The sequence below is a fragment of the Enterococcus raffinosus genome (assembly GCF_001886185.1).
Lineage (GTDB): Bacteria > Bacillota > Bacilli > Lactobacillales > Enterococcaceae > Enterococcus_A > Enterococcus_A raffinosus.
On sequence record NZ_JXLA01000005.1, the window covers coordinates 49,071 to 73,442 of the forward strand.

The window sequence follows — 24,372 nt, forward strand, 5'->3', positions numbered from 1 at the left end:
TCCAGCTGATGCTGGAAGGTTTTTTTATTTTCATTGAAAATTAAGTTTTAGAATAAGTCAGAATTTTCTAATGAAAAGAATCCCTATATGCCTTGTTGTGAAGGAAAGTCTCTGAAAAAGATTAATCATTGTATAAGTCGCCCTTTATTCGCTATGAGAAGTTTCTTTTCTCAAGGACTAATGATAAAATATACTAGCGGGTTTCTATCAAAAAATAGAAAATGAAAAGAAATAAAGGAGTAAGATAAACGAATGGCAAACTTTCTGAAACGAATGATTGAAAACGATAAAAAAGAATTAAAACGATTAAGTGGGATTGCTGACAAGGTCGAAGAATTTTCTGGCGACATGGAAAAATTGTCGGATGGGCAATTACGTGGCAAGACCGAAGAATTTAGAGGGCGTTACCAAGCTGGAGAAACATTGGATGATTTACTTCCAGAAGCTTTTGCGGTAGTCCGTGAAGCAGCAAAGCGTGTTCTCGGTCTATATCCATATCACGTGCAATTAATGGGGGGGATCGTCTTACATGACGGAAATATCCCTGAAATGAAAACTGGTGAAGGAAAAACATTAACAGCGACGATGCCGGTTTATTTGAATGCCTTGACAGGAGAAGGTGTCCACGTAGTTACAGTAAATGAATATTTAGCAACACGTGACTCTACTGAAATGGGCGAATTATACAATTTCTTAGGTTTGAGTGTTGGTTTGAATATCAATTCAAAAACCGCTGATGAAAAACGTGAAGCATACAATTGTGATATCACCTACAGTACGAATAATGAGCTTGGCTTTGATTATCTACGTGACAATATGGTTGTTTATCAAAGTCAGATGGTTCAACGTCCATTGAACTATGCCATTGTCGATGAAGTAGACTCGATCCTGATTGACGAAGCACGCACACCTTTGATTATTTCTGGGGCTGCTGAAAAGTCTACGGCTCTTTACACACGAACAGACAATTTCGTGAAACGATTGAAAGAAGATGAAGATTTCAAAATTGATATCCAATCAAAGACAATCGGGTTAACTGAGCAAGGAATTGAAAAAGCAGAAGAAAACTTCGGCTTAGAAAACTTGTATGATTTAGAAAATACAGCGTTGACACACCATTTAGATCAAGCTTTGCGAGCGAATTTTATCATGATTCGTGATATTGATTATGTGGTACAAGAAGGAAAAGTTTTAATCGTTGACCAGTTTACTGGTCGTATTATGGATGGACGTCGTTACTCCGATGGGTTGCACCAAGCAATCGAAGCAAAAGAATCCGTTGAGATCGAAGATGAAACGAAAACAATGGCGACAATTACCTTCCAGAACTATTTCCGTATGTATAAAAAATTAGCAGGGATGACGGGTACGGCTAAAACGGAAGAGGAAGAATTCCGTGAAATCTATAATATTGAAGTTATTCAAATTCCTACTAACCGCCCTGTTATCCGTGAAGATCATGCAGACTTGTTGTACCCAACATTAGAAAGCAAATTTCATGCGGTGGTCCGTGATATTAAAGAGCGTCATCGTAAAGGTCAGCCAATCCTAGTTGGTACGGTTGCTGTTGAAACGTCAGAATTACTCTCTAATTTGTTGGATCGTGAAAAAGTGCCGCATGAAGTTTTGAATGCGAAGAACCACTTTAAAGAAGCGGAAATTATTATGAACGCTGGTCAAAAAGGTTCTGTTACGATTGCTACCAATATGGCCGGACGTGGTACAGATATTAAATTAGGTCTGGGTGTTGTTGAATTAGGGGGTCTAGCTGTAATTGGTACCGAACGTCATGAATCACGCCGTATTGATAACCAGTTACGTGGACGTTCTGGTCGTCAAGGAGATCCAGGTGTTTCACAGTTCTATCTTTCATTAGAAGATGATTTAATGAAACGTTTCGGTTCTGAACGAATCAAGGCTTTCTTGGATCGAATGAAAGTTGAAGATGAAGATGCTGTCATTCAAAGCAAAATGTTGACACGCCAGGTGGAATCGGCTCAAAAACGTGTTGAAGGGAATAACTACGACACACGTAAGAATGTCTTGCAATATGATGATGTCATGCGTGAACAACGTGAAGTCATCTATAAACAACGTCAAGATGTGATTATGGGTGAAAAAGACTTAACACCAAACTTATTGAATATGGTTCGCCGTACAATTTCACGTGTTGTGGACAGCCACACACAATTAGATAAAGAAAATTGGAATCTTGAAGCTTTAGCAGATTTCGCTGGGGCGACTTTAGTCCATGAAGACTCTATTTCAAAGGCAGATTTTGAAGGAAAGACACCTGAGGAAATGAAAGATTATTTGTACGATCGTGCAAAAGCAGTCTTTGATACAAAAGTTTCTCAATTACAAAGTCCTGAACAATTATTGGAATTTGAAAAAGTGGTTATCTTGCGTGTTGTGGATACAAAATGGACTGACCACATTGATGCGATGGATCAGTTGCGTCAATCTGTAGGATTACGGGCTTATGGTCAAAATAATCCATTGGTTGAATATCAAACCGAAGGATATAAGATGTTTGAAGATATGGTTGGAGCAATCGAGTTTGAAGTTACGCGTCTCTTTATGAAAGCTGAAATTCGTCAAAATGTTCAGCGGGAGCAAGTGGCACAGAACCAACAAGAACATCCTGTAGAAGCAGATGGAGATCCGAAGAATTTAACACATACGAAACAAAAACCGGTTCATGTAGAAAAAGTGGGACGTAATGATCCATGTCCATGCGGCAGTGGTAAAAAATATAAAAACTGCCACGGCAAAGGACAATAATTTTCACGATAAAAAGAACCTTTAGGACGGGACATAGCTACTATGTCTCGTCTTTTGACAGTTCCGATATGCAGTGAAGCAATAATGAACAAACAGATATCGAGTGTTTTTTGAGAATTAACGGAAAAAATCGTATACTATAGATTAATTCGTTTGAAATTATTGGTTTTGCGGGTGAAGTTAACTCGTGAGAAAGAAGGAATAGATTTGGAAAATGCAGAAATACGAAATTTGTTAGACTCTATGCAAGAGCAAGTCACAAGCTTCAGGGGGTCTCTTTGACCTAGAGCAGCTAGAAGAAGATATTGCAGAAGCAGAAAATCAAATGACTGCTCCAGACTTTTGGGATGATTCAGAAAAGGCTCAGGCTTTGATTAATCGTAACAATACTGCCAAAGAAACCTATGATCAGTTTCAAGCTATAGCAGATGAGTACGAAGAATTAAATGTTATGTGGGAAATGCAGCAGGAAGATTTTGATGCTGAATTGCAAACGGAGTTAGAAGGACGATTAGTTAAACTACAAGAAAAAATTGCCGGCTTTGAATTGTCTCTTTTGTTAGATGAGCCCTATGATAAGAATAATGCGATTTTAGAGCTTCACCCTGGAGCGGGTGGAACAGAGTCTCAGGACTGGGGTTCGATGCTTTTGCGAATGTATACTCGTTGGGCTGAACAACATGGCTTTTCAGTTGAAACGATTGATTATCAGTCAGGTGACGAAGCTGGAATTAAGAGTGTTACATTGATGATCAAGGGAACAAATGCTTATGGGTACTTGAAATCTGAAAAAGGAGTGCATCGTTTGGTGCGTATTTCTCCATTTGATTCTGCTAGCCGACGTCATACTTCTTTTTGCTCTGTCGAAGTAATGCCCGAGTTGGATGAAAATATTGAAGTTGAGATTAATCCAGATGATTTGAAGGTCGATGTTTATCGTGCAAGTGGTGCTGGCGGACAGCATATTAACAAAACCTCTTCAGCAGTGCGGATTACTCATTTACCAACTGGGACCGTGGTTGCGAGTCAGGCACAGCGTTCGCAATTTCATAACCGTGAGACCGCAATGCAAATGTTGAAGGCGAAGCTCTATCAATTAGAAATTGAAAAAAAAGAGCAAGAAGCTGCTGCTTTGCGCGGTGAACAAAAAGAAATCGGATGGGGCTCTCAAATCCGGTCTTATGTTTTCCATCCTTACTCGATGGTGAAGGACCATCGTACGGACTACGAAACTGGGAATGTTCAAGCAGTAATGGATGGAGAATTGGATCCTTTTATTGATGCTTATCTAAAATGGCGCTTGGCACAAGAGGCTTAAGAATAAAATGAAATCAAATTGTAAAGTAATGAAAGCCAGTTGCAATGTTGGCATGCTATAATAACAAAGAATTTAAGAGGATTTGGAGAGATAAAGCATGATTGAAATGCAGGATGTAACAAAAAAATATCCTAATAAGACAACTGCTGTCCGTGGGATTTCGGTCCGTATCGAACAGGGTGAGTTTGTCTATGTCGTTGGTCCCTCTGGTAGTGGAAAATCTACCTTCATCAAGTTGATGTACCGTGAAGAAAAGGCAACTTCCGGAAAAATTTTAGATGTTGCCCGTCATGATTTATTAAAAATCAAGAATAAAGATGTTCCATATCTGCGTCGCGATGTAGGCGTTGTTTTCCAAGATTTTAAATTGTTGCCCCGTAAGACGGTTTATGAAAATGTTGCGTATGCAATGCAAGTAATTGGGCGTAAACCGCGAGACATCAAAAAACGTGTTATGGAAGTGTTGGACCTTGTCGGTTTAAAACACAAAGTCCGCGTCTTTCCTAGTGAATTATCTGGTGGTGAACAGCAGCGTGTTTCAATTGCACGTGCAATTGTAAATACCCCCAAAGTTTTGATCGCTGATGAGCCAACGGGTAATTTGGATCCAGATACTTCTTGGGAAATCATGCATCTGTTAGAACGAATCAATAACCAAGGAACAACTATAGTGATGGCGACACATAATAAAACGATTGTGGATACAATGCGCCATCGCTTAATCGCAATTGAAAATGGCTTGATCGTTCGAGACGAAGCGGAAGGAGAATACGAGTTTGATGATTAGAAATTTCTTCCGACATTTGTTGGAAAGTATCAAGAGCGTTAAGCGGAATGGCTGGATGACATTAGCCTCTGTCAGCGCCGTGACGATTACACTGACAATGGCGGGAATCTTCCTAGCTGTTATAATGAATGCGACGAAATTAGCACAAGATGTTGAGGGAAATGTTGAAGTGACTGTTTTTGTCGATATCGGTACTAAAGATAAAGAACTAAAAGAATTGAAGTCTGAACTACAAGATATCAAACATGTGGACAAAGTTTCTTTCTCCAGCAAGCAAGATCAATTGAAAAAATTACAAGCACAGATGGGCGATGCTTGGGATTTGTTCGAAGGAGACAGCAATCCGCTTTATGACGTGTATGTAGTTAGTGCGACAGATGCACAATATATCCGTCCTGTGACACGTGAAGCGAGTCAGCTGCCGAATGTGTTCCGTGCAAATTATGGTGGAAATTCAGCAGACAGAATTATTCAAATGTCTAAAGTTGTTCGCACGTGGGGGTTAGCAGCAGCTGCGTTATTAATTTTTGTAGCAATCTTCCTTATTTCTAATACGATTCGAATCACGATTATTTCACGAAAAACAGAAATACAAATTATGCGTTTAGTAGGCGCTAAGAATGGATATATCCGCTGGCCGTTCTTTCTTGAAGGTGGCTGGATCGGTTTGATTGGGTCAATCGTACCAATTTTAGTATTAACTTATGGGTATTCTCAGGTTTATGGTTTAGCAGCGCCATATTTATTACAGTCTAATCTTGCTCTGCTACGTCCAAGTCAAATTGTATGGATTTTAGATATCACAATGGCAGTCGGTGGCTATTTGATTGGTTCTTTAGGATCAGTTATTTCAATGCGTCGTTTCCTAAAAATTTAAAGCGTAAACTTCTCCGTTTTTTTCGGGGAAGTTTTTTCGTTTCAAAATAATACTTGTTTCTTGCCTTTTTCAATAAAAGGTACTAGCATAGAAGTCAAATTAGTAGAACGCTACCGAGCAAGGGAGCCAATTTCGTTAGGTCATAGAAGAAATTGGACGCCCTTTTTTTGTTGTCATTTATTAACGATTTTTTTGGGAAATGGAGGATTTAGCGAAATCGTTAAAGTAATTAAAGTGTTCGGTCTGCGTGATAGTAGAAAAATCTTTTTTTGGAGGAGAATTATTATGGCATGGGTATCATTAATAGTAGCAGGAGTATTCGAGATGTTTTGGGCCACAATGATGAAAATGAGTGAAGGATTTAGTAAATTAAACTATTCTCTATTAACAATAGTCGGTATGATTGCAAGTTTTTATTTTTTATCAAAGTCACTTCATTCATTACCTATGAGTTTGGCTTATCCAATATGGACAGGTATTGGAGCAGTAGGATCGATTTTGATTGGTGTATTCTTCTTTAAGGATCATTTAACGATTTTGACTAGCTTTTTTGTGATTCTCTTAGTAGTTGGAATCATAGGAATTAAGGTTACTAGCGGACATTAAGTAAAAAGTACGTTAAACTGTTAAAAAAAGCAGGAGGCTCTCATGATTAAAACAACTGATGAATTAACAACACAGGAGCTGTTAACAATTTTACAGGCCCGTACGGCCGTATTTGTTGTTGAGCAAAAGTGTCCCTATCAAGAAGTTGATGAAGCGGATCGTAAAGCTGTACATATCTGTATAGAAGAAAATGGGGAGTTGCAGGCTTACGCGCGAATTATAGAGGAAGAGAAAATCATTCATTTTGGTCGTGTCTTAGTAGTAAAAAAATATCGTCATCAGCAACTAGGAAGGAAAATCGTTGCGAAGACTTTACGGGAAATTGAGAAGCGTTATCCCAATCAACCTGTGGTCATTTCGGCACAAGCCTATTTAGTGGCATTTTATCAATCTTTCGGTTTTGAACAAACTTCTGAGGTTTACTTGGAAGACGAAATCCCTCATATTGAGATGCTTTTACAAAATAAAGAAAATGGTTAAGGCACATTGTTTACAATTAACTTTTTCTCGGCTATCCTTTAGAAGAAGGAGTGTGGAGGCATGTCATTTGTGACAGGACACTTAGGGCTATTATTTTTGATTATCAACACCATTTTATCTTTCATTATTGTTTTTCGTGAACGAAAGGATACAGTCAACACTTGGGCATGGTTATTAGTTTTAACCTTTATTCCTGTACTAGGCTTTGTGTTATATATTTTCTTTGGTAAGGGAATTTCTAAAGAGCGCATTTTCGATTTGAAGATGCAGACCAAAATTGGTATGAATGTTGAACTACAGCAACAGCAGCGGGCCTTAGATCGCGGGCTTTTTCCGAAACCAACGACCAATCAAGTAGACCCGCGACAATTGATTTATATGCTGACGATGTTCGAAAGTTCTTTGTATACGACGAATAATGAGGTTAAACTTTATACAGATGGTCGTAAAAAGTTTGATGCTTTGCTTGAAGACATCAAGCGAGCGAAATATCACATCCATATGGAATACTATATTTATCGAGCAGATGATCTTGGACTAGAGGTTCGAGAAGCATTAGTAGCAGCAGCATCTCGAGGCGTAAAAGTACGATTACTTTTAGATGCCTGGGGTTCTACGCAAGTCAATCGCCGTTTTCTTAACCCTTTAATCGAATTGGGAGGCGAAGTAGAGTTTTTCTTTCCACTATTTCTGCCTTATTTAAATCCGCGAATGAATTATCGCAATCATCGAAAAATTGTTGTGATAGATGGTGAAATTGGATATACCGGAGGATTCAATGTCGGTGATGAGTACCTTGGCTTGGTGGAAAAATTTGGTTATTGGCGAGACAACCATCTTCGGATTCATGGACAAGCCGTGTATACTTTGCAGAATCGATTTTTGATGGACTGGAATTCTCAGCAAAAACATGATCTTGTCTATCAGCCGGACTATTTTCCTGAGATTGAATCTGAAGGAAAACTAGCGTTGCAAATTGTCAGCAGCGGACCTGACAGCGAGCACGAACAAATCAAACTGACCTATTTAAAAATGATTAACCTAGCAAAAAAAGAAATCTTGATTCAGACACCGTATTATATTCCTGATGCACCAATTCACGAGGCCTTGAAACTGGCACTTCTTTCTGGCGTAAAGGTACGGATGCAAATACCGAATAAGCCAGATCATATCCTCGTTTATTGGGCAACATACTCTTTTGCAGCTGAGTTACTGGAGTATGGTGCAATTATTGAAACATACGAAAATGGTTTTATTCATGCAAAAACAATGGTCATTGATGGTGGAATTGCTTCGGTAGGTTCGGCAAATATCGATGTTCGTTCTTTCAAATTGGATTTTGAAGTAAATACCATCGTTTATGATGCTGCATTTGCAGAGGAGCTGCGAGAAGAAATTCATAAGGATTCAATGAAATCGGAGCTATTGACGCAAGAAAAGTATGACCAACGCGGGACATTGATCAAGTTTAAAGAAGGCATTGCTCGTTTGATTTCTCCACTCTTGTAAAAATCATTTGCGCATACATGGTTTGATAGTATAAAATGAACTAGCTTGTTTAGTGAGTCAAATAATGACGAATGACTAAGGATGCTAGTTCATCTTTTCGCTTTTGAAAAATGAATACTTAAAAATGAATGAGGAGATTTTTCATGAAGAAATGGTTAATTCCCCTATTAGGTACACTTTTGCTCTTGTCTGGTTGTTCAAAATGGATTGATCGTGGTGAATCAATCACTGCTGTCGGCTCTTCTGCTTTGCAGCCTTTGGTCGAAACAGTAGCGGAAGAGTATCAAAGTAAAAATCCCGGCAGATTTATCAATGTCCAAGGCGGCGGAAGCGGCACAGGATTAAGCCAGGTACAATCAGGGGCTGTCGATATCGGCAATTCAGATTTGTTTGCCGAAGAGAAAAATGGGATTGATGCGAAGAAACTCGTTGATCATAAAGTGGCTGTTGTCGGAATTACTCCGATTGTAAATAAAGGAGTCGGCGTAACCAATATTTCGTTAGAGAATCTGCGTAAGATCTTTCTAGGTGAAATTACAAATTGGAAGGATGTCGGTGGAAAAGATCAAGAGATTGTTATTCTAAATCGGGCATCTGGAAGTGGTACGCGCTCAACCTTTGAGCAGTGGGTACTAGATGGCAAGACGGCTATTCGCGCACAGGAGCAGGACTCCAGTGGGATGGTCCGTCAAATTGTCGCGGATACACCAGGAGCGATCAGTTATACTGCTTTTTCTTACGTGACAAAAGAGATCCAAACGTTGAATATTGATAATATCGAACCTACAGATGAGAATGTGACAACGAATCAATGGAAGATCTGGGCCTATGAACACATGTATACTAAAGGGCAGCCTAAAGAATTAGTCAAAGATTTTTTGGATTACATGCTTTCAAAAGAGGTTCAGGAAAAAGTGGTTCCACAACTTGGCTATATTCCAATCTCTGATATGAAGGTTGAAAGAGACTGGCAAGGGAATGAAATAAAATAGAATGTTAGTAGGACACGGATTTACTTCTGTGTCCTTTTTCGCTTCTATTCGTTAGGTGGATTAGTATACAGTGAGGAGGAAGAAAGATGTACTACCCGATTCAATTACCTTTTGTTTTAAATAAAGATTTCACTCGTGTGATGAGTTATCATGAAAAGCTTGTTCCTGAATGTAGTGAGTTTATCATTTGTTTTTGGCAAATGACTCCAAAAACTAACGAACAAACTCAGATAAAAAATGTGATTATCGCGGATGGGTGTATTGATCTAATCGCGGATTATGATCAAAAGATGCTCTTCTTCACCGGAAATCAAAAAACTGATTTTGAGTATGATATTCAGACGCCTACTCGCTTTTTTGGTGCGCGAATGATGCCAGGAGCTTTTTATCAATTGACTGAACTCCCCGCTGCAAGAGCAATGGATGATTATGTTCTGATGCAGGACGTTTTTAAAGATTTTAACACAGAACAGTTTTTTTCAGCATCCTTTGACGAGGCTCAATTAATCCTTCAAGCCTATCTAACAGAAAAATTTGAAGGAAAGAAAGCAAATGAGTATACACAACTGTTTCCAAGGCTTTCTGATAAAATCCCTCAGACGGCGAAAGAGTTATATGAGCACCTTTTTTTGAGTCCTCGACAGTGCCAGCGTGTATTTGCAAAAAGTTTTGGCTTAACACCTAAAATGGTCCTAAGTATTTTACGTTTTCAGCGCTGCCTAACTATTTTGACTTCAGAACAGGCAAGACCAACGGATATTTTGACCGTAACGAACTATTATGATCAATCCCATTTTAATAAGGATTTTAAACAACATTTGGGAATCACTCCGTTAGAATTAGTTAGCCGTTATAAAGAATGACGTATTTTTACAATAAATGTGCTTTGCCCTTGCTAGAATATGAATATAAATAAGGAGGCGGTTTAAATGTACAAAAATATAACAACGAATTTAATGGTGGAAAGTGTGGATACTTCAGTCAACTTTTATCAAGAGATTCTTGGATTTGAAGTCGTGGCTTCTGTTCCAGCTAAAAATCAAGAATTACAGTTTGCGATACTTGCAAAAGATTCAGTTACTCTGATGCTACAAGAAAAAAATAATTTAGGCGAAGAATATCCAATTTTGGCGACAGAGAAGATTCAGCCCTCAATCACGCTCTACATTACGATAGAAAACTTTGAAGACTTTTATATCGCGATAAAAAAATCCTATCCAATTTATACAGAAACGCATACAACATTCTATGGTTCAAAAGAATTTGCGATTACAGATCCAGATGGTTATGTGTTGACTTTCACTGAACATACTGAAGAGTAATCAGTGATGGAAAGTCATTTAAAGAAAATTCCGGGTGTGGGAGAAAAGATGGCGTAATATTTAATCAGGGCTGGCTATCCTGATATTCAGTCACTAAAAAAACAAGTTCCAGAAGAAATTTATCTAAGAGATTGTATGGTTCAGGAAAAAAATGTTGATCTCTGTGCGTTGTATGTGTATCAATTAGCAGTATATTATGCTGAAAATGACGGAAAGTTGCCCTCAGGTAAGCAAAATTGGTGGAATTGGAAAAATGATTAAACAGAGTAACAGTGTTCTCATCAGGGAACACTGTTTTTTATCTTTATTTATAAATGATCTGCTCTAGCTTCTCAATCAAATCTGTGTTGATAGGCAATTCTGTTGCGGAAAATCTCTAATCTGGTTTACACTTTCTTTACAAATGTCATGGAAGCGTTACAGGAGATTAAAAAGAAATTGATTTTCAACAGGTAAAATGATTTTGTTGGTTTGTAAAAAAACGAATGTACTAGTTTGAAGAAGCAGGAGGAGCAGGCCTTGGAAAATGAAGATGTAAAAAAAGCACTGACGACGAAATCAAAGCGTGCGAGAATTGAACAACGAGGACGTTTCGTTAGTTTCGTTTGTATCGCGTTAATCGTGCTTGTCGTAGGAGCGATTTTCTATTTTGTAGCAAGCAAAGGGTTATCAACCTTTTTTGTAGATAAAATCAATGTATTTGATTTCTTATTTGGGACCGTTTGGAATCCTAGTGCGACAGGACCGGATGGTAAGCCATTAGTTGGAGCATTGCCGATGATTTTAGGATCATTCATGGTAACTTTTCTATCAGCAATTGTAGCGACACCATTTGCAATTGGTGCGGCAGTCTTTATGACAGAAATTTCACCGAACAAGGGACAGAAATTTTTACAGCCAGTGATTGAATTATTGGTGGGAATCCCTTCGGTTGTTTATGGATTTATTGGTTTAACGGTTATCGTTCCTTTTATTCGTTCAGTATTTGGCGGAACTGGGTTTGGTATTTTGTCAGGGACATTTGTTTTATTTGTAATGATCTTACCGACTGTTACCACAATGACGGTAGATACACTAAAATCTGTTCCCCGACACTATCGAGAGGCCTCATTAGCTTTAGGAGGAACACGTTGGCAGACGATTTATAAAGTAGTGCTGCGGGCAGCTGTACCAGGTATTTTGACGGCGGTTGTTTTTGGTATGGCACGTGCTTTTGGAGAAGCATTAGCCATCCAAATGGTTATCGGGAATGCGGCGTTAATGCCAACAAGCTTGACAACCCCTGCCTCAACATTGACCTCAATTTTGACGATGGGTATAGGGAATACAATCATGGGAACCGTTGAAAATAATGTCTTATGGTCGTTAGCGTTGATCCTATTATTCATGTCTTTAGTTTTCAATATTTTGATTCGCTATATTGGAAAGAAAGGGGAGATAACAAATGGATAAAGCAAAACGCGCGGATAAAATCGCCACAGCTGTTCTATATATTGTTTCTGGCTTAATTGTGGCAATTTTAGCCTTTCTCTTACTGTACATTTTGATTCGTGGGTTACCACATGTGTCTTGGGAATTTTTAACTTCACCCTCAAAAGCGTATCAAAAGGGTGGTGGGATTGGTATTCAACTATTCAACTCTGTTTATCTCCTATTGATTACGATGATTATCAGCTTACCAATTTCTCTTGGAGCAGGGATTTATCTATCTGAATATGCCAAGAAAAATTGGGTAACGAATGTCATTCGGACATCGATTGAGATTTTGAGCTCATTGCCTTCAGTAGTGGTCGGTTTGTTTGGCTTCTTGATTTTTGTTATTCAATTTGGCTATGGCTTTTCTATTCTTTCCGGTGCATTGGCATTGACCTTATTTAACTTGCCTTTGCTAACAAGAAATATTGAAGAATCCTTGCGAGCGATTCATTATACTCAGCGTGAAGCGGGATTAGCTTTAGGCCTTTCACGTTGGGAAACCGTCACAAAAATTGTTGTGCCAGACGCTCTTCCAGGGATTTTAACGGGAGTCATTTTAAGTTCAGGTCGAATTTTCGGAGAAGCGGCGGCCTTGATTTATACCGCAGGTCAAAGTGCACCTGCATTAGATTTCACTAATTTAAATCCATTAAGTGTATCTAGTCCGCTAAGTATTTTCCGACAAGCAGAAACATTGGCTGTGCATATCTGGAAAATCAATACAGAAGGAACGATGCCAGATGGAACAGCTGTATCTGCTGGAGCCTCTGCGGTCTTAATTTTAGCCGTTTTACTATTTAATTTTGGTGCTCGAGCAATCGGGAAACGACTTCATAGAAAAATGACTTCAGCATGAGAATTCTGATTTTCATAGAATAATTGTACTATCAGACTAAACTAGGAGAAATTCGATGAAAGAATACAATTGGGAGGAACGTAATATTATCAGCATGCCTGGTGAAATTGCGTTGCATACAGAAGATCTACATGTTTATTATGGCAGTAACGAAGCCATCAAGGGTGTTGATCTGGAGTTTGAAAAAAATAAAATCACTGCATTAATCGGTCCTTCTGGTTGTGGGAAATCAACCTATCTGCGTTCATTGAATCGTATGAATGATGGGATTGCCAGCGCCAGTGTGACGGGGAAAATCATGTACAAAGATGTCGATGTCAACGCATCTAATATTGATGTTTATGAAATGCGCAAGCGAATCGGGATGGTGTTCCAGCGCCCCAATCCTTTTAGCAAATCGATTCGAGATAATATTACTTTCGCTTTAAAACAGCATGGTATGCGGGATAAGCATCAACTGGAAGAAATCGTTGAAACTAGTTTGAAGCAAGCGGCGCTTTGGGATCAAGTCAAGGATAATCTAGACAAGAGCGCATTGGCTCTTTCGGGAGGTCAACAGCAACGCTTGTGTATTGCGCGGGCAATTGCAATGAAGCCTGATATCTTATTATTGGATGAGCCTGCTAGCGCTTTGGACCCTATCTCGACAGGAACGGTTGAAGAAACATTGGTCCAATTGAAGGAAAATTATACGATTATTATTGTGACACATAATATGCAGCAAGCGGCGCGGATTAGTGATTATACTGCTTTCTTTTATTTAGGGCATGTGATTGAGTATGATGAAACGACAAAAATCTTTACACGGCCGAAAATACAAGCCACTGAAGATTATGTATCAGGACACTTTGGCTAAGAGACGGAGGAAATTAAATGTCGAAGATTATTACTTCCAAAGACCTTCATTTATATTATGGTAAAAAGGAAGCCCTAAAAGGCATTGATATGGAGATTGAAAAAGGCGAGATCACAGCGATGATTGGCCCATCTGGCTGTGGAAAATCAACCTATTTACGTTCGTTGAATCGCATGAATGATTTGATCCCTGGAGTGACTATTACAGGAAGCGTCGTGTATAAAGGCAAAGACATCTATAGTCCCAAAACTGACACTGTTGAACTGCGTAAAGAAATCGGGATGGTGTTTCAACAACCAAATCCATTTCCATTTTCGATTTACGAGAACGTCATTTATGGGTTAAAATTAAAAGGGGAAAAGGATAAGAACAAACTTGATCAAGTTGTGGAAGAGAGCTTAAAAGCAGCTTCCGTTTGGAACGATGTGAAGGATAAATTGCATGAGAGTGCGTTGTCATTATCTGGCGGACAACAGCAAAGAGTTTGTATTGCTCGGGTATTGGCAGTTAATCCTGAAGTTATTCTTATGGATGAGCCGACGAGTGCTTTGGACCCTGTATCAACAGGTAAAATCGAAAATATGTTGTTAGAGTTAAAAGAGAATTATACGATCATTATCGTGACGCACAATATGTCACAGGCATCACGCATCTCTGATCGTACGGCATTCTTTCTTCAAGGAGAATTGATTGAATTCGATAAGACAAAGAAAATTTTCCTAGATCCAGCTAAACAAGAAACGGAAGATTACATCTCTGGCAAATTTGGGTAATTATAAAGAACTTATAGTTTTTTGCTAAGCACATAAAGAATGTTAACTCCCCCAAAAAAATGAGTAGGACAATACATGGTTTAAAGGTAGAATAAGCATTATTCTATCATTTGAAAAGGAGGGCAACGATGTTACGTACACAATTTGAAGAAGATCTATTAAATCTTCACAATCAGTTTTATGAAATGGGTATGATGGTTTCAAGTGCAGTACACAAATCAGTACGATCATATATTGATCATGATAAAAAACTCGCGCAAGAGGTCATTGACCATGATATTGAGATCAATGATATGGAAGTTCGCTTAGAGAAAAAAAGTTTTGAAATGATTGCATTACAGCAGCCTGTTACGACAGATTTGCGTACGATCATAACAATCATGAAGGCCAGCTCAGATCTAGAACGAATGGGTGATCATGCCGTCTCTGTGGCAAAATCAACGATTCGCTTAAAAGGGTTACCGCGAATTTTAGAAGTTGAAAAAGAAATCAACGAGATGTCTAATTATGTGAAAAAAATGGTGGACAACGTGTTGGTTGCTTATGTCAAAACAGATGAAAAAGACGCGCGTATGATTGCCAAAATGGATGAACGAGTAAATGATTATTTCCAAAAAATCTACGATATGACAACAAACACGATGGAAAAAGAATCGGATACCATCATTAGTGGAACGGATTATCTACATGTTGCTGGTTACTTGGAACGTGTTGGCGATTATGTGACGAACATTTGTGAGTGGATCGTTTACTTAGCTACCGGCAAGATCACTGAATTGAACAGCAATCGCAATGAAAATTTCTAAAGCAAATGACCAGTTAGAATAATCTAACTGGTTTTTTCTATATTTAAATAGGAAGAAACATCACTCTTAAGGAAGTCGGATGAAAAGATGGGTCTTTAGTCCTATGACAAACCGATAAAAACATTGCATAATATGAATGTAAACAAAAGTAATGTATTTGCTTTTTGAAGGAGGCAATTTCTATGAATGAAAGACAACGAATTTTGGAATTAGTTAAAAAAGGTATTTTATCGACTGAAGAAGGTTTAGATTTATTAGAAAGCATGGCTAAGGCGAAGGATGAAGCGCAGATTAAACAAGCTGCAGATAAAGTGGATTCTTACCACCGTGACCAAGCAACTAATTTAGTTGATGAATGGGAAGATGGGGCAGACAAAGAAAAAGCAAAAGGGTCTGATGAACAGGACTTAGAAGACCTAGAAGCTTATTTTGATGACTTAGCAACAGAAGTCAATCAAATTTCTGCTCATATTGATGAAATTAACCAAAAGAAGAATGAATTAAAAGCAGTGCTTCACGAAAAAGAAGAAGTTTTGATGGAGTTAGATACAAAAGAAGAATTGGATACTTTGTCAGAAGCGGATGATGACATCCGAGCAGCTGTCGAAGAAGCAATTAGTGGTCTTAAAGAACAAATTTCAGAATTAGAAGAACAAGTGGAAGAGCAAGAAGAAGAATTGAGCAATGTACAAAACGATCAAAAAGAAAATCGCAAAAAACGTGTATATGCTCATATCGAAATCCCAGACGATTTAAAGGATCAAGCTAGCGAAACTTTCTCGCAAGTTGGTGAAAAACTGGGTGAAGCCGGCGTTCAACTAGGTCGTTTAATGAAAAAAACTTGGAAAACTGTTTCTGATACGGTAGAAGAAAATGTTGATTGGAAAGATTTCAACGTAAAAGTTCCCGGTCTCGTTACATCTAAATTTGAACATCAATTTTTATATACAGATGTTGAACCTACCTTGCTTGATATTAAACTAGCAAATGGTAAAGTGACCTTAAAGGCATGGGATGACGCTGCCATCAAAGTAGATGCGAAAATCAAACTTTATGGTAAAATGAATGAAGCTACACCATTACAATCATTGATGGAGCGCAGTCAGATCGAAGTAAATGATGAACATATTTCATTCCAAATTCCAAATAAACGGGTTCAAGCAGAATTAGTCTTCTACTTGCCAAAACGTACGTACGATCATGTAGCGGTTAAATTATTAAATGGGGATTTGGTCGTTGAAGAAATGGATGCCAAAGATGTATATGCCAAATCAACAAACGGCAATATTACCTTTAAGCAGATTGATGCAACGATGCTTGAAATTCAAGGCGTTAACGGCAACATCGAAATTCGCGAAGGCGCGATTTTAGATTCGATTATTGAAACGGTTAACGGAAATATCACTACGAAAGCAGCGATTCAAAATTATGGCATCTCATTAGTCAATGGCGATGTGAAATTAACTGCTGGTCATGACAGCCTGCAAAAGATCAAAGCAAGCTCAGTCAATGGGAACGTTAAAGTTTCGGTAGGAAAAACGATTGGTTTAGAAGGCTTGGCTAAAACGAGTCTTGGCAGCATCAATGATCGTTTATCAGACTATGAAGTAATTAGAGAGAAAAAAGAAAAAACAAATCGCTTGTTGCAATTCCGTCGAGTAGCCGATGAAATGGCGAAGATTGATGTGTCAACGACGACAGGTAGTATTTTCTTGAAAGATTTTGACAATTAGGAAATAATAAGGAAGGAAGATTCATATGCAAAAGAGATTACAAAAGTCACGAAACAATGTGGTGCTGACAGGTACCTTAGCCGGGATCGCCGAATACTTCGGGATTGATCCTACAATCGTGCGTGTGATTTATGTTTTCTTAAGTTTCGGCTTAATCGGCGCACCGGTTGTACTATATGTCTTGTTAGCATTAGTGATTCCTGCTGCCCCAAGAGGCCGGGACTCTTATGGACATAATAATCCATACTACGGAAACAACGACTACAACAACTATGAGAAAAAAGCGTCCCGCCAACGTAAGAAAGCGGACAAAATCGACGATGATGACTGGAGCGACTTTTAATGACTTACCTACAGCGCTTAATAGCTAACTCACTGATTTTTATTTCACTATCGGTGCTCTTTCCGACACATGTTTATGTGGAAAGTTTGACGATGGCTATTGCTGCAAGCTTTGTCCTATCAATATTAAATACATTAGTGAAGCCTATATTGATTTTGCTTTCACTTCCGTTAAATATTTTAACTCTCGGACTATTTAGTTTTGTGATTAGCGCTGGTATGCTGCAATTGACTTCCAACTTATTAGGAAATTATCGTTTTGGCTTTTCTAGCTTTGCCGTCTCAGTTTTAGTGGCTGTTGTCATGGCGATTGTCAATGCGATCGTTTCTGATCATAATATCGACAAATACGCGGATAGGTAAATTTAACCTATCCGTTTTTTTTTGTGCAAGTTTTGTTTGGATTGATAGTTAATGCGACTCTCTTTAGTTTAAGGTATCTATCAAAGTAAGGTTTCATTAATATTTTATGAAGCCTTTTTTGATTCTTAAGGGAGAAGTAGTCTGAACCTAGTCACTCCATTGATAAAATGATAAAATAGAGCGGAAGTGTAGAAAAGAGGGATTAAATGGCTGAAACAGTAAAAGTAAAAGAACTAGTTGATAAATTATCATTGGAAGTAGTAACTGGTGATGAAGAAAGTCTTGAGCGGGTCATTACTACCGGCGATATTTCTCGTCCAGGGTTAGAGCTGACCGGCTATTTTAACTATTATTCACACGATCGGTTACAACTTTTTGGGAATAAAGAAATCACCTTTGCGGAGCGCATGATGCCAGAGGAACGGCTGATGGTTTTGCGACGTATGTGTAGTGATGATACACCTGCTTTCATCGTTTCGCGAGGATTAACGCCGCCGAAAGAGATGATCACAGCAGCTAGTGAACGCAACATTCCAGTATTGAGCTCTCCAATCTCAACCTCGCGACTATTAGGTGAGATTTCTAGTTTTTTAAATGGCGGATTAGCACCTCGCACCAGCGTTCATGGCGTATTAGTGGATGTTTATGGATTGGGTGTTTTGATTCAAGGAGACAGTGGAATTGGTAAGAGTGAAACGGCGTTAGAACTGGTCAAGCGTGGTCACCGATTGATTGCGGACGATCGGGTAGACGTTTATCAGCAAGATGAATTGACTTTAATTGGTGAGCCGCCCAAGATATTACAGCATTTAATCGAGATCCGCGGAATCGGTATCATCGATGTGATGAATCTGTTTGGAGCAAGTGCAGTTAGAGGCTCTATGCCGCTTCAACTAGTGGTCTATTTAGAAAATTGGTCGAAAGACAAAAAATATGATCGCTTAGGTAGTGGGAATACCGATGTAGAAATCGCGGAAGTAAAAATCCCGCAAGTAAAGATTCCTGTGAAGACTGGACGGAACGTCGCTATTATTATTGAAGTAGCAGCGATGAATTTCCGGGCTCGCACAATGGGGTACGATGCTACGAAGACCTTTGAAGATCGTTTAACCCAATTAATCGAAGAAAACTCAGGCCAATAAAATGATTGGACAGATAAATCGTACGGCCTTTGAATTGTTTGGTCTTCAAATTTATTGGTACGCGATTATTATTGTTTCTGGAATTGCCATTGCTTTATGGCTTGCGAATCGTGAGGCATTGAGAGTCGGCTTAAAAGAAGATGATATGACGAACTTTATTCTCTGGGCATTGCCGATTGCTATTATTGGTGCACGTTTGTATTATATTTTGTTTGACTTAGAACCATATCTGGCAGATCCAATACAGATTTTTAATACACGTAGTGGTGGCTTAGCAATCTATGGCGGATTGATTGCGGCAGCGATTGTTTTGATTGTGTATACGCGTCATCACTTTATTGATCCATGGCTCTTCTTAGATGTTGTTGCGCCAAGTGTCATGCTGGCACAAGCGATGGGACGTTGGGGGAATTTTACAAACCATGAGGCATATGGCGGAGAAACAACACGTCAATTTCTAGAGGGATTACACTTGCCGCAATTTATAATCAATAATATGTATATTGATGGAGCCTTTCGTCAACCTACCTTTTTCTATGAATCAATGTGGAGCCTGTTAGGATTCATTTTGATTTTAATTGTTCGAAAAAAATTGTTGGTTAAACGAGGAGAACTTTTTTTAAGTTATGTAATTTGGTATAGTTTTGGTCGCTTCTTTATTGAAGGCATGCGGACAGACAGCTTATACGCATTTGGAGGAATTCGTGTTTCTCAAGTGTTGTCGCTCATTCTTTTTGTCGGAGGAATTTTTCTGTTTTATTATCGGCGAAAAAAACGTACGGATATCAAGCTGTACGAGCGGGATAAAGGAACTAATCAGGCTCTAATTTAAGAACGAGATGGTAGTTAGATATGCTATGATAGTAAAGGAAAAAATATTTTAAATGTGTCACATTTAGTAGATAGATAAGCGTATTTGTTTTCTTAGAAGAATAAATGCCTTAATATAAAATAGGAGGAAATCTCTGTGAAGCAAAAAGTTGCAGTTTTAGGACCGGGCTCTTGGGGAACAGCATTAGCACAAGTTTTGGCTGAAAATGGACATGAAGTAAGGCTTTGGGGAAATCATGATGCGCAAATTGATGAAATCAATACGTACCACACGAATCGCCATTACTTACCAGACCTGAAAATTCCCGAAAGTATTAAGGGTGAAAAAAATCTAAAAAATGCTGTGAAAGATGCGGATGCTGTCCTATTTGTTGTTCCAACAAAGGCGATTCGATCCGTTGCACAGGAATTTGCTCAAGTTGTTGAGAACAAACCAGTAATTATTCATGCTAGTAAAGGATTAGAACAAGATACCCACAAACGGATTTCGGAAGTTCTAATTGAGGAGATCCCAGAGGAACATCGTCAAGGTGTAGTCGTACTTTCTGGACCAAGCCATGCTGAAGAAGTAGCAGTACATGACATTACAACAATCACTGCTGCCTGCAAGGATGAAGCTTTAGCAACTTATGTCCAAAAGCTGTTTATGAACGATTATCTAAGAATTTATACAAATCCAGATGTTATCGGCGTTGAGACCGGCGCAGCATTGAAAAATATCATCGCTTTAGGTGCAGGTGCGTTGCATGGACTTTCTTATGGTGATGATGCAAAGGCAGCAATTATGACACGTGGTTTAGCTGAAATTAGTCGTTTGGGAGTAGCCATGGGTGCCAATCCATTGACTTTCATTGGATTAAGCGGTGTAGGTGATTTGATTGTTACTTGTACATCAGTCCATTCGAGAAACTGGCGTGCAGGAAATCTTTTAGGCAAAGGCCACAAACTCGATGAAGTATTAGACAATATGGGCATGATCGTGGAAGGTGTTTCAACCACTAAAGCGGCGAAAGAACTGGCCGATAGCATGAATGTAAGTATGCCGATAACTGAAACAATCTATGAGGTTTTATACAACGATAAAGACGTGCGTCAGGCTTGTCGTGAATTAATGACACGTGAAGGTACGTTTGAAAATGAATTTACTTTAGAATAAATAGAAAGAGTGGGACAATTATGCGAGTAAAAAAAGCCGTTATTCCAGCTGCTGGGCTGGGAACAAGATTTTTGCCAGCTACAAAAGCGATGGCAAAGGAAATGTTGCCTATCGTAGACAAACCAACGATTCAATTTATCGTTGAAGAAGCATTGAAATCTGGGATTGAGGATATTCTAATCGTAACTGGAAAAGCTAAACGACCAATCGAAGATCATTTTGATGCAAACATTGAACTAGAAATGAACTTGCAAGAAAAAGGAAAAACAGATTTATTGAAGCTTGTAGAGGAAACTACCGATGTTAATTTACACTTCATTCGTCAATCACATCCTAAAGGATTAGGCCATGCAGTTTTACAGGCTCGTGCATTTGTTGGCAATGAACCGTTTGTAGTCATGCTTGGTGACGATTTGATGGAAGACCGTGTGCCATTAACGAAACAATTAATGAATGATTATGAACAAACACATGCTGCAACAATCGCAGTGATGCGTGTGCCGGAAAAAGAAACGTCAAAATACGGGATCATCAATCCAGGTGAAGAGGTTTCTAAAGGGTTATTCAATGTGAAGAACTTTGTTGAAAAACCAAAACCAGAAGAAGCTCCAAGTAATTTAGCTATTATCGGACGTTACTTGTTAACGCCTGAAATTTTTGATGTATTAGCTACGCAAAAGCCAGGTGCAGGAAATGAAATTCAATTAACTGATGCGATTGATACGCTAAATAAAACTCAAAGAGTGTTTGCTCACGAGTTTAGCGGAACTCGCTATGATGTTGGTGATAAATTCGGATTTATGACAACAAGTATCGAATACGGTTTGAAACATCCTGAAATTAAGGATAATCTACGTGAGTATATTATCAGCTTAGGCAAAGAATTAAGTGGACAAAATAAAACAAAAAAATAATTTTTTAAAGCGCAGATTTGAGTCTGCGCTTTTTATATTGTTAGTTATTTTATATAAATGAATTATTTGTTTTTTAAATGCTAATTATCAATATAACGAATAGAAAAAATTAGTAATTTCGTTATATAATATTTTTTGAAAATAACGACATTGAAAAGGAGAATGAATGAAAACTTCCCGTTTAAATAAAGAAATCGTTATAGCATGCGCGATGGACCTAGTTTATGAATCAGGTATTAATGGGTTAAGACTAAATAAAATTGCTGATCGGTTGGATGTTAAGTCTCCCTCGTTGTATACGCATACAGGAAGTGTGACAGAATTACGACAAGCGGTTGTTAGACGAGCGATGGAGGATTTTCGCGAACAATTAGTAGATTCATTGTTAGGCAGAGCGAATCTTTGCGCTTTTATCGAACTAGGAAAAACTTGGGCTGACTTTGCCAAAAATAAAAACGCGTTTTATACTGTTTTTTATGAAAAAGAGTACATAGACTCTTATGAAAAAAGCATTGCTGTTTTTCTAAGAGCTGCCTTTGAGCGAATTTTTTCAGAATGTGAACTGACAGATAAGGAAATTCTTCAAGTGGAGCGAGTAATGACAAACTATTTTCGCGGTCATGCAGATGGGTTCACTGAAAATAATTTTAACGAGACTGATTTGATTAGTGATTTAGAGATTATCTATAATGGTATTCTGCAAAACTTTACGAAAGTCCCTCAATAATTGTATTGAGGGATCTTTTTTATTAGTACAGATTATAACTCTTTCTCTTTCATTAATTTCTATGAGAATGGTATAATTTAAGTTAGCATAATGAGAGAACAATGGGAGGAGTGATTGAATGAGTTTAGGTGGCATTGCAGCAATTATAGCAGCACTTGCATTTGTTGTTTTGGTCATATTCTTAGTACGTGTTTTAAGCCAAGTTTCAAAAACAGTTGAAAAGGTTGAAACGACGGTAACAGAGGCCAACACAACGATTGATGTGCTTACCAAAGATGTAGATTTACTCATGCAACAAGTAGAAGGATTGTTAGTAAAGGGCAATCATCTGTTGAATGATATTAACGGTAAAGTTGAAACGATTGATCCATTATTCACGGCGGTAGCTGATTTGAGTCAGAGTGTTTCTGATTTGAATACTACTAGCCGTAACCTAGCTGGAAAAGTCGGTGGAGTTAGTAAAAATGCAGCAAAAGCAAGTGTCGCAGGAAAAGTTGGCGCGACAACGATGAAATTCTTTAGAGATCGTAAAACTACCACAAAAACGGAGGGATAGGAATGTCAAAAAACGGAAAGTTTTTAGCAGGCGCCTTGATTGGTGGAACGGCTGCAGCAGTAGTTGCTTTATTATTAGCACCAAAATCAGGAAAAGAAATGCGTGAGGATTTAGCGAAAAAGACAGATGAATGGTTAGATGTCGCTTCTGACTATACAGATGATTTCGTTGCGAAGACTAGCGAAATGGGGGCGATCGTAAAAGATCGTGCTTCTGATTTAAGTGAACAAGCAAGTGACTTAGCGTCAAATGTAAAAGGAAAAGTAAATGATTCTATGGATGACATGGATGATATTACGACGGATACCTTGGAAGATTTGAAACGTCAAAGCTCTGATTTGTCGGATCGTTTCCGCAAGGCAGCGAGTGATGCGAAGGATGTAGCAGAAGATGCTTCAGAAGATATTGTAATTGATGTGAAGGAAACAAAGGAAGACGCAAAAGAAACCGTATCTGAAGGAGCAGCGGCTCTGGCTGATAAATCAGAAGAGTTGAGTAAGGATAAACCTGATTTTGCTGAAGTCAAGGAAGAACTGAAAGAAGAAGTGGAAAAAAATAATCCAGAATAAACTAACGTAGCCCTTAGCATTTAAGGGCTATTTTTTATGCCATTGCGTGCGCAACGCATGATATTGCTGTAATCTTTAAACATAATAATCAATAATTGAGGTGTAACGAAATTGGAATTAGGCAAACGTATTCGTTCAAAAAGTGAAGAGTTGAAGATGCCCCAACAGCAATTGGCAGAACAAATCTATGTTACAAGACAAACTATTTCAAAATTGGAATTAGAAAAGAGCGTTTCAGATGCGATTTCTAAAAAAGGTTTAGAAAGAGTCTTGGGTATTCAATTTACGGAAGAGTCCTCTTCGAAAAAAGAGAAGGAGGAAGATTTTTTGAAAAAAGTTCATGGTTCTTTGGCTTAATACTGTTTGGTATTTTATTTTTACCCTTACGCTTTTTATGGGTCGCGATTCGTCGTAATTGGAAACAGCCGTGGACTCGTTTTATTTTATTGCCAATTATTTTGGCTTTTTCATTGTGGTACTTTCATTCACTTAAAGACACAGTATTCTATTTGTTTTTAATAATGATGATGCTGGCCTATTTTAGTGTTAGTGGGTATTTTTTTAATGAAAAGCAAGTGGTAGATAATCATCAGGAAT

The 24,372-nt window shown here is 38.4% G+C and carries 27 protein-coding genes; all 27 read left to right on the forward strand.

The window, feature by feature from the left end; translation table 11 throughout:
* Positions 1 to 252 precede the first annotated feature (252 nt).
* The 27 genes from secA (at position 253) to RV13_RS21285 (ending at position 24,132) form a co-directional block, all read left to right on the forward strand.
* The gene (secA, locus tag RV13_RS03670) at positions 253 to 2,784 is read left to right on the forward strand and encodes a preprotein translocase subunit SecA (protein ID WP_010746725.1); all 2,532 of its coding nucleotides are present in this window, start codon (positions 253 to 255) and stop codon (positions 2,782 to 2,784) included.
* A gap of 207 nt (positions 2,785 to 2,991) precedes the next feature.
* A protein-coding gene (prfB, locus tag RV13_RS03675) for a peptide chain release factor 2 (protein WP_141741168.1) occupies positions 2,992 to 4,102 on the forward strand; the annotation gives its coding sequence in 2 pieces (ribosomal slippage) (positions 2,992 to 3,063 and positions 3,065 to 4,102; 1,110 coding nt in all).
* Positions 4,103 to 4,199: 97 nt separating this feature from the next.
* On the forward strand, positions 4,200 to 4,889 hold the full coding sequence (gene ftsE, locus RV13_RS03680; RefSeq protein ID WP_010746723.1) for a cell division ATP-binding protein FtsE: 690 nt from the start codon (positions 4,200 to 4,202) through the stop codon (positions 4,887 to 4,889).
* A complete protein-coding gene (gene ftsX / locus RV13_RS03685; RefSeq protein ID WP_010746722.1) occupies positions 4,882 to 5,766 on the forward strand; it encodes a permease-like cell division protein FtsX in 885 nt (294 codons plus the stop codon). Before ftsE ends, ftsX begins: the two co-directional genes overlap by 8 nt.
* Before the next feature lie 285 nt (positions 5,767 to 6,051).
* The gene (locus RV13_RS03690) at positions 6,052 to 6,372 is read left to right on the forward strand and encodes a DMT family transporter (protein ID WP_010746721.1); all 321 of its coding nucleotides are present in this window, start codon (positions 6,052 to 6,054) and stop codon (positions 6,370 to 6,372) included.
* Between the two features lie 42 nt (positions 6,373 to 6,414).
* Positions 6,415 to 6,852, forward strand: a complete 438-nt coding sequence (locus tag RV13_RS03695) for a GNAT family N-acetyltransferase (protein ID WP_028020173.1) — start codon at positions 6,415 to 6,417, stop codon at positions 6,850 to 6,852.
* Positions 6,853 to 6,912: 60 nt separating this feature from the next.
* Entirely contained in the window at positions 6,913 to 8,361 is a 1,449-nt protein-coding gene (gene cls, locus RV13_RS03700; protein ID WP_010746719.1) for a cardiolipin synthase, read from the forward strand.
* A 143-nt stretch (positions 8,362 to 8,504) separates the two neighbouring features.
* Positions 8,505 to 9,353, forward strand: a complete 849-nt coding sequence (locus tag RV13_RS03705) for a phosphate ABC transporter substrate-binding protein PstS (protein WP_010746718.1) — start codon at positions 8,505 to 8,507, stop codon at positions 9,351 to 9,353.
* 86 nt (positions 9,354 to 9,439) lie between these two features.
* Positions 9,440 to 10,216, forward strand: coding sequence for a helix-turn-helix domain-containing protein (locus RV13_RS03710; protein WP_010746717.1), 777 nt, complete (start codon positions 9,440 to 9,442; stop codon positions 10,214 to 10,216).
* 66 nt (positions 10,217 to 10,282) lie between these two features.
* A complete protein-coding gene (locus RV13_RS03715; RefSeq protein ID WP_010746716.1) occupies positions 10,283 to 10,675 on the forward strand; it encodes a VOC family protein in 393 nt (130 codons plus the stop codon).
* Positions 10,676 to 10,738: 63 nt separating this feature from the next.
* Positions 10,739 to 10,936, forward strand: a complete 198-nt coding sequence (locus tag RV13_RS21280) for a helix-hairpin-helix domain-containing protein (protein WP_255212356.1) — start codon at positions 10,739 to 10,741, stop codon at positions 10,934 to 10,936.
* Positions 10,937 to 11,194: 258 nt separating this feature from the next.
* Positions 11,195 to 12,127, forward strand: coding sequence for a phosphate ABC transporter permease subunit PstC (gene pstC, locus RV13_RS03725; protein ID WP_010746714.1), 933 nt, complete (start codon positions 11,195 to 11,197; stop codon positions 12,125 to 12,127).
* Positions 12,120 to 13,007, forward strand: coding sequence for a phosphate ABC transporter permease PstA (gene pstA, locus RV13_RS03730; RefSeq protein ID WP_010746713.1), 888 nt, complete (start codon positions 12,120 to 12,122; stop codon positions 13,005 to 13,007). Before pstC ends, pstA begins: the two co-directional genes overlap by 8 nt.
* Before the next feature lie 55 nt (positions 13,008 to 13,062).
* Positions 13,063 to 13,863: a phosphate ABC transporter ATP-binding protein PstB gene (pstB, locus tag RV13_RS03735; protein ID WP_010746712.1), complete on the forward strand. Its 801-nt coding sequence runs from the start codon at positions 13,063 to 13,065 to the stop codon at positions 13,861 to 13,863.
* A 17-nt stretch (positions 13,864 to 13,880) separates the two neighbouring features.
* Positions 13,881 to 14,636 carry a phosphate ABC transporter ATP-binding protein PstB gene (gene pstB / locus RV13_RS03740; RefSeq protein WP_010746711.1) on the forward strand — a complete coding sequence of 252 codons (756 nt, stop codon included), beginning with the start codon at positions 13,881 to 13,883 and terminating at the stop codon, positions 14,634 to 14,636.
* A gap of 128 nt (positions 14,637 to 14,764) precedes the next feature.
* Positions 14,765 to 15,442: a phosphate signaling complex protein PhoU gene (gene phoU / locus RV13_RS03745; RefSeq protein ID WP_010746710.1), complete on the forward strand. Its 678-nt coding sequence runs from the start codon at positions 14,765 to 14,767 to the stop codon at positions 15,440 to 15,442.
* Between the two features lie 182 nt (positions 15,443 to 15,624).
* On the forward strand, positions 15,625 to 17,175 hold the full coding sequence (gene liaX / locus RV13_RS03750) for a daptomycin-sensing surface protein LiaX (RefSeq protein WP_060789265.1): 1,551 nt from the start codon (positions 15,625 to 15,627) through the stop codon (positions 17,173 to 17,175).
* A gap of 25 nt (positions 17,176 to 17,200) precedes the next feature.
* The gene (locus tag RV13_RS03755) at positions 17,201 to 17,518 is read left to right on the forward strand and encodes a PspC domain-containing protein (RefSeq protein ID WP_010746708.1); all 318 of its coding nucleotides are present in this window, start codon (positions 17,201 to 17,203) and stop codon (positions 17,516 to 17,518) included.
* Positions 17,518 to 17,880, forward strand: a complete 363-nt coding sequence (locus tag RV13_RS03760; protein WP_010746707.1) for a phage holin family protein — start codon at positions 17,518 to 17,520, stop codon at positions 17,878 to 17,880. The genes RV13_RS03755 and RV13_RS03760 overlap by 1 nt, the downstream gene beginning before the upstream one ends.
* 206 nt (positions 17,881 to 18,086) lie before the next feature.
* Positions 18,087 to 19,022, forward strand: coding sequence for an HPr(Ser) kinase/phosphatase (gene hprK, locus RV13_RS03765; protein ID WP_010746706.1), 936 nt, complete (start codon positions 18,087 to 18,089; stop codon positions 19,020 to 19,022).
* Position 19,023: 1 nt separating this feature from the next.
* On the forward strand, positions 19,024 to 19,854 hold the full coding sequence (gene lgt, locus RV13_RS03770; RefSeq protein ID WP_010746705.1) for a prolipoprotein diacylglyceryl transferase: 831 nt from the start codon (positions 19,024 to 19,026) through the stop codon (positions 19,852 to 19,854).
* Positions 19,855 to 19,989: 135 nt separating this feature from the next.
* Complete coding sequence (locus RV13_RS03775; RefSeq protein WP_010746704.1) at positions 19,990 to 21,009, forward strand: NAD(P)H-dependent glycerol-3-phosphate dehydrogenase; 1,020 nt, start codon at positions 19,990 to 19,992, stop codon at positions 21,007 to 21,009.
* A 20-nt stretch (positions 21,010 to 21,029) separates the two neighbouring features.
* The gene (galU, locus tag RV13_RS03780) at positions 21,030 to 21,923 is read left to right on the forward strand and encodes a UTP--glucose-1-phosphate uridylyltransferase GalU (RefSeq protein WP_010746703.1); all 894 of its coding nucleotides are present in this window, start codon (positions 21,030 to 21,032) and stop codon (positions 21,921 to 21,923) included.
* 166 nt (positions 21,924 to 22,089) lie between these two features.
* A complete protein-coding gene (locus RV13_RS03785) occupies positions 22,090 to 22,650 on the forward strand; it encodes a TetR/AcrR family transcriptional regulator (protein WP_010746702.1) in 561 nt (186 codons plus the stop codon).
* A 118-nt stretch (positions 22,651 to 22,768) separates the two neighbouring features.
* Positions 22,769 to 23,206: a DUF948 domain-containing protein gene (locus tag RV13_RS03790; protein WP_010746701.1), complete on the forward strand. Its 438-nt coding sequence runs from the start codon at positions 22,769 to 22,771 to the stop codon at positions 23,204 to 23,206.
* Between the two features lie 2 nt (positions 23,207 to 23,208).
* Positions 23,209 to 23,775 (forward strand): YtxH domain-containing protein, encoded by a 567-nt coding sequence (locus RV13_RS03795; RefSeq protein WP_010746700.1) that lies wholly within the window; start codon positions 23,209 to 23,211, stop codon positions 23,773 to 23,775.
* A gap of 111 nt (positions 23,776 to 23,886) precedes the next feature.
* Positions 23,887 to 24,132, forward strand: coding sequence for a helix-turn-helix domain-containing protein (locus RV13_RS21285; protein WP_010746699.1), 246 nt, complete (start codon positions 23,887 to 23,889; stop codon positions 24,130 to 24,132).
* Positions 24,133 to 24,372 lie beyond the last annotated feature (240 nt).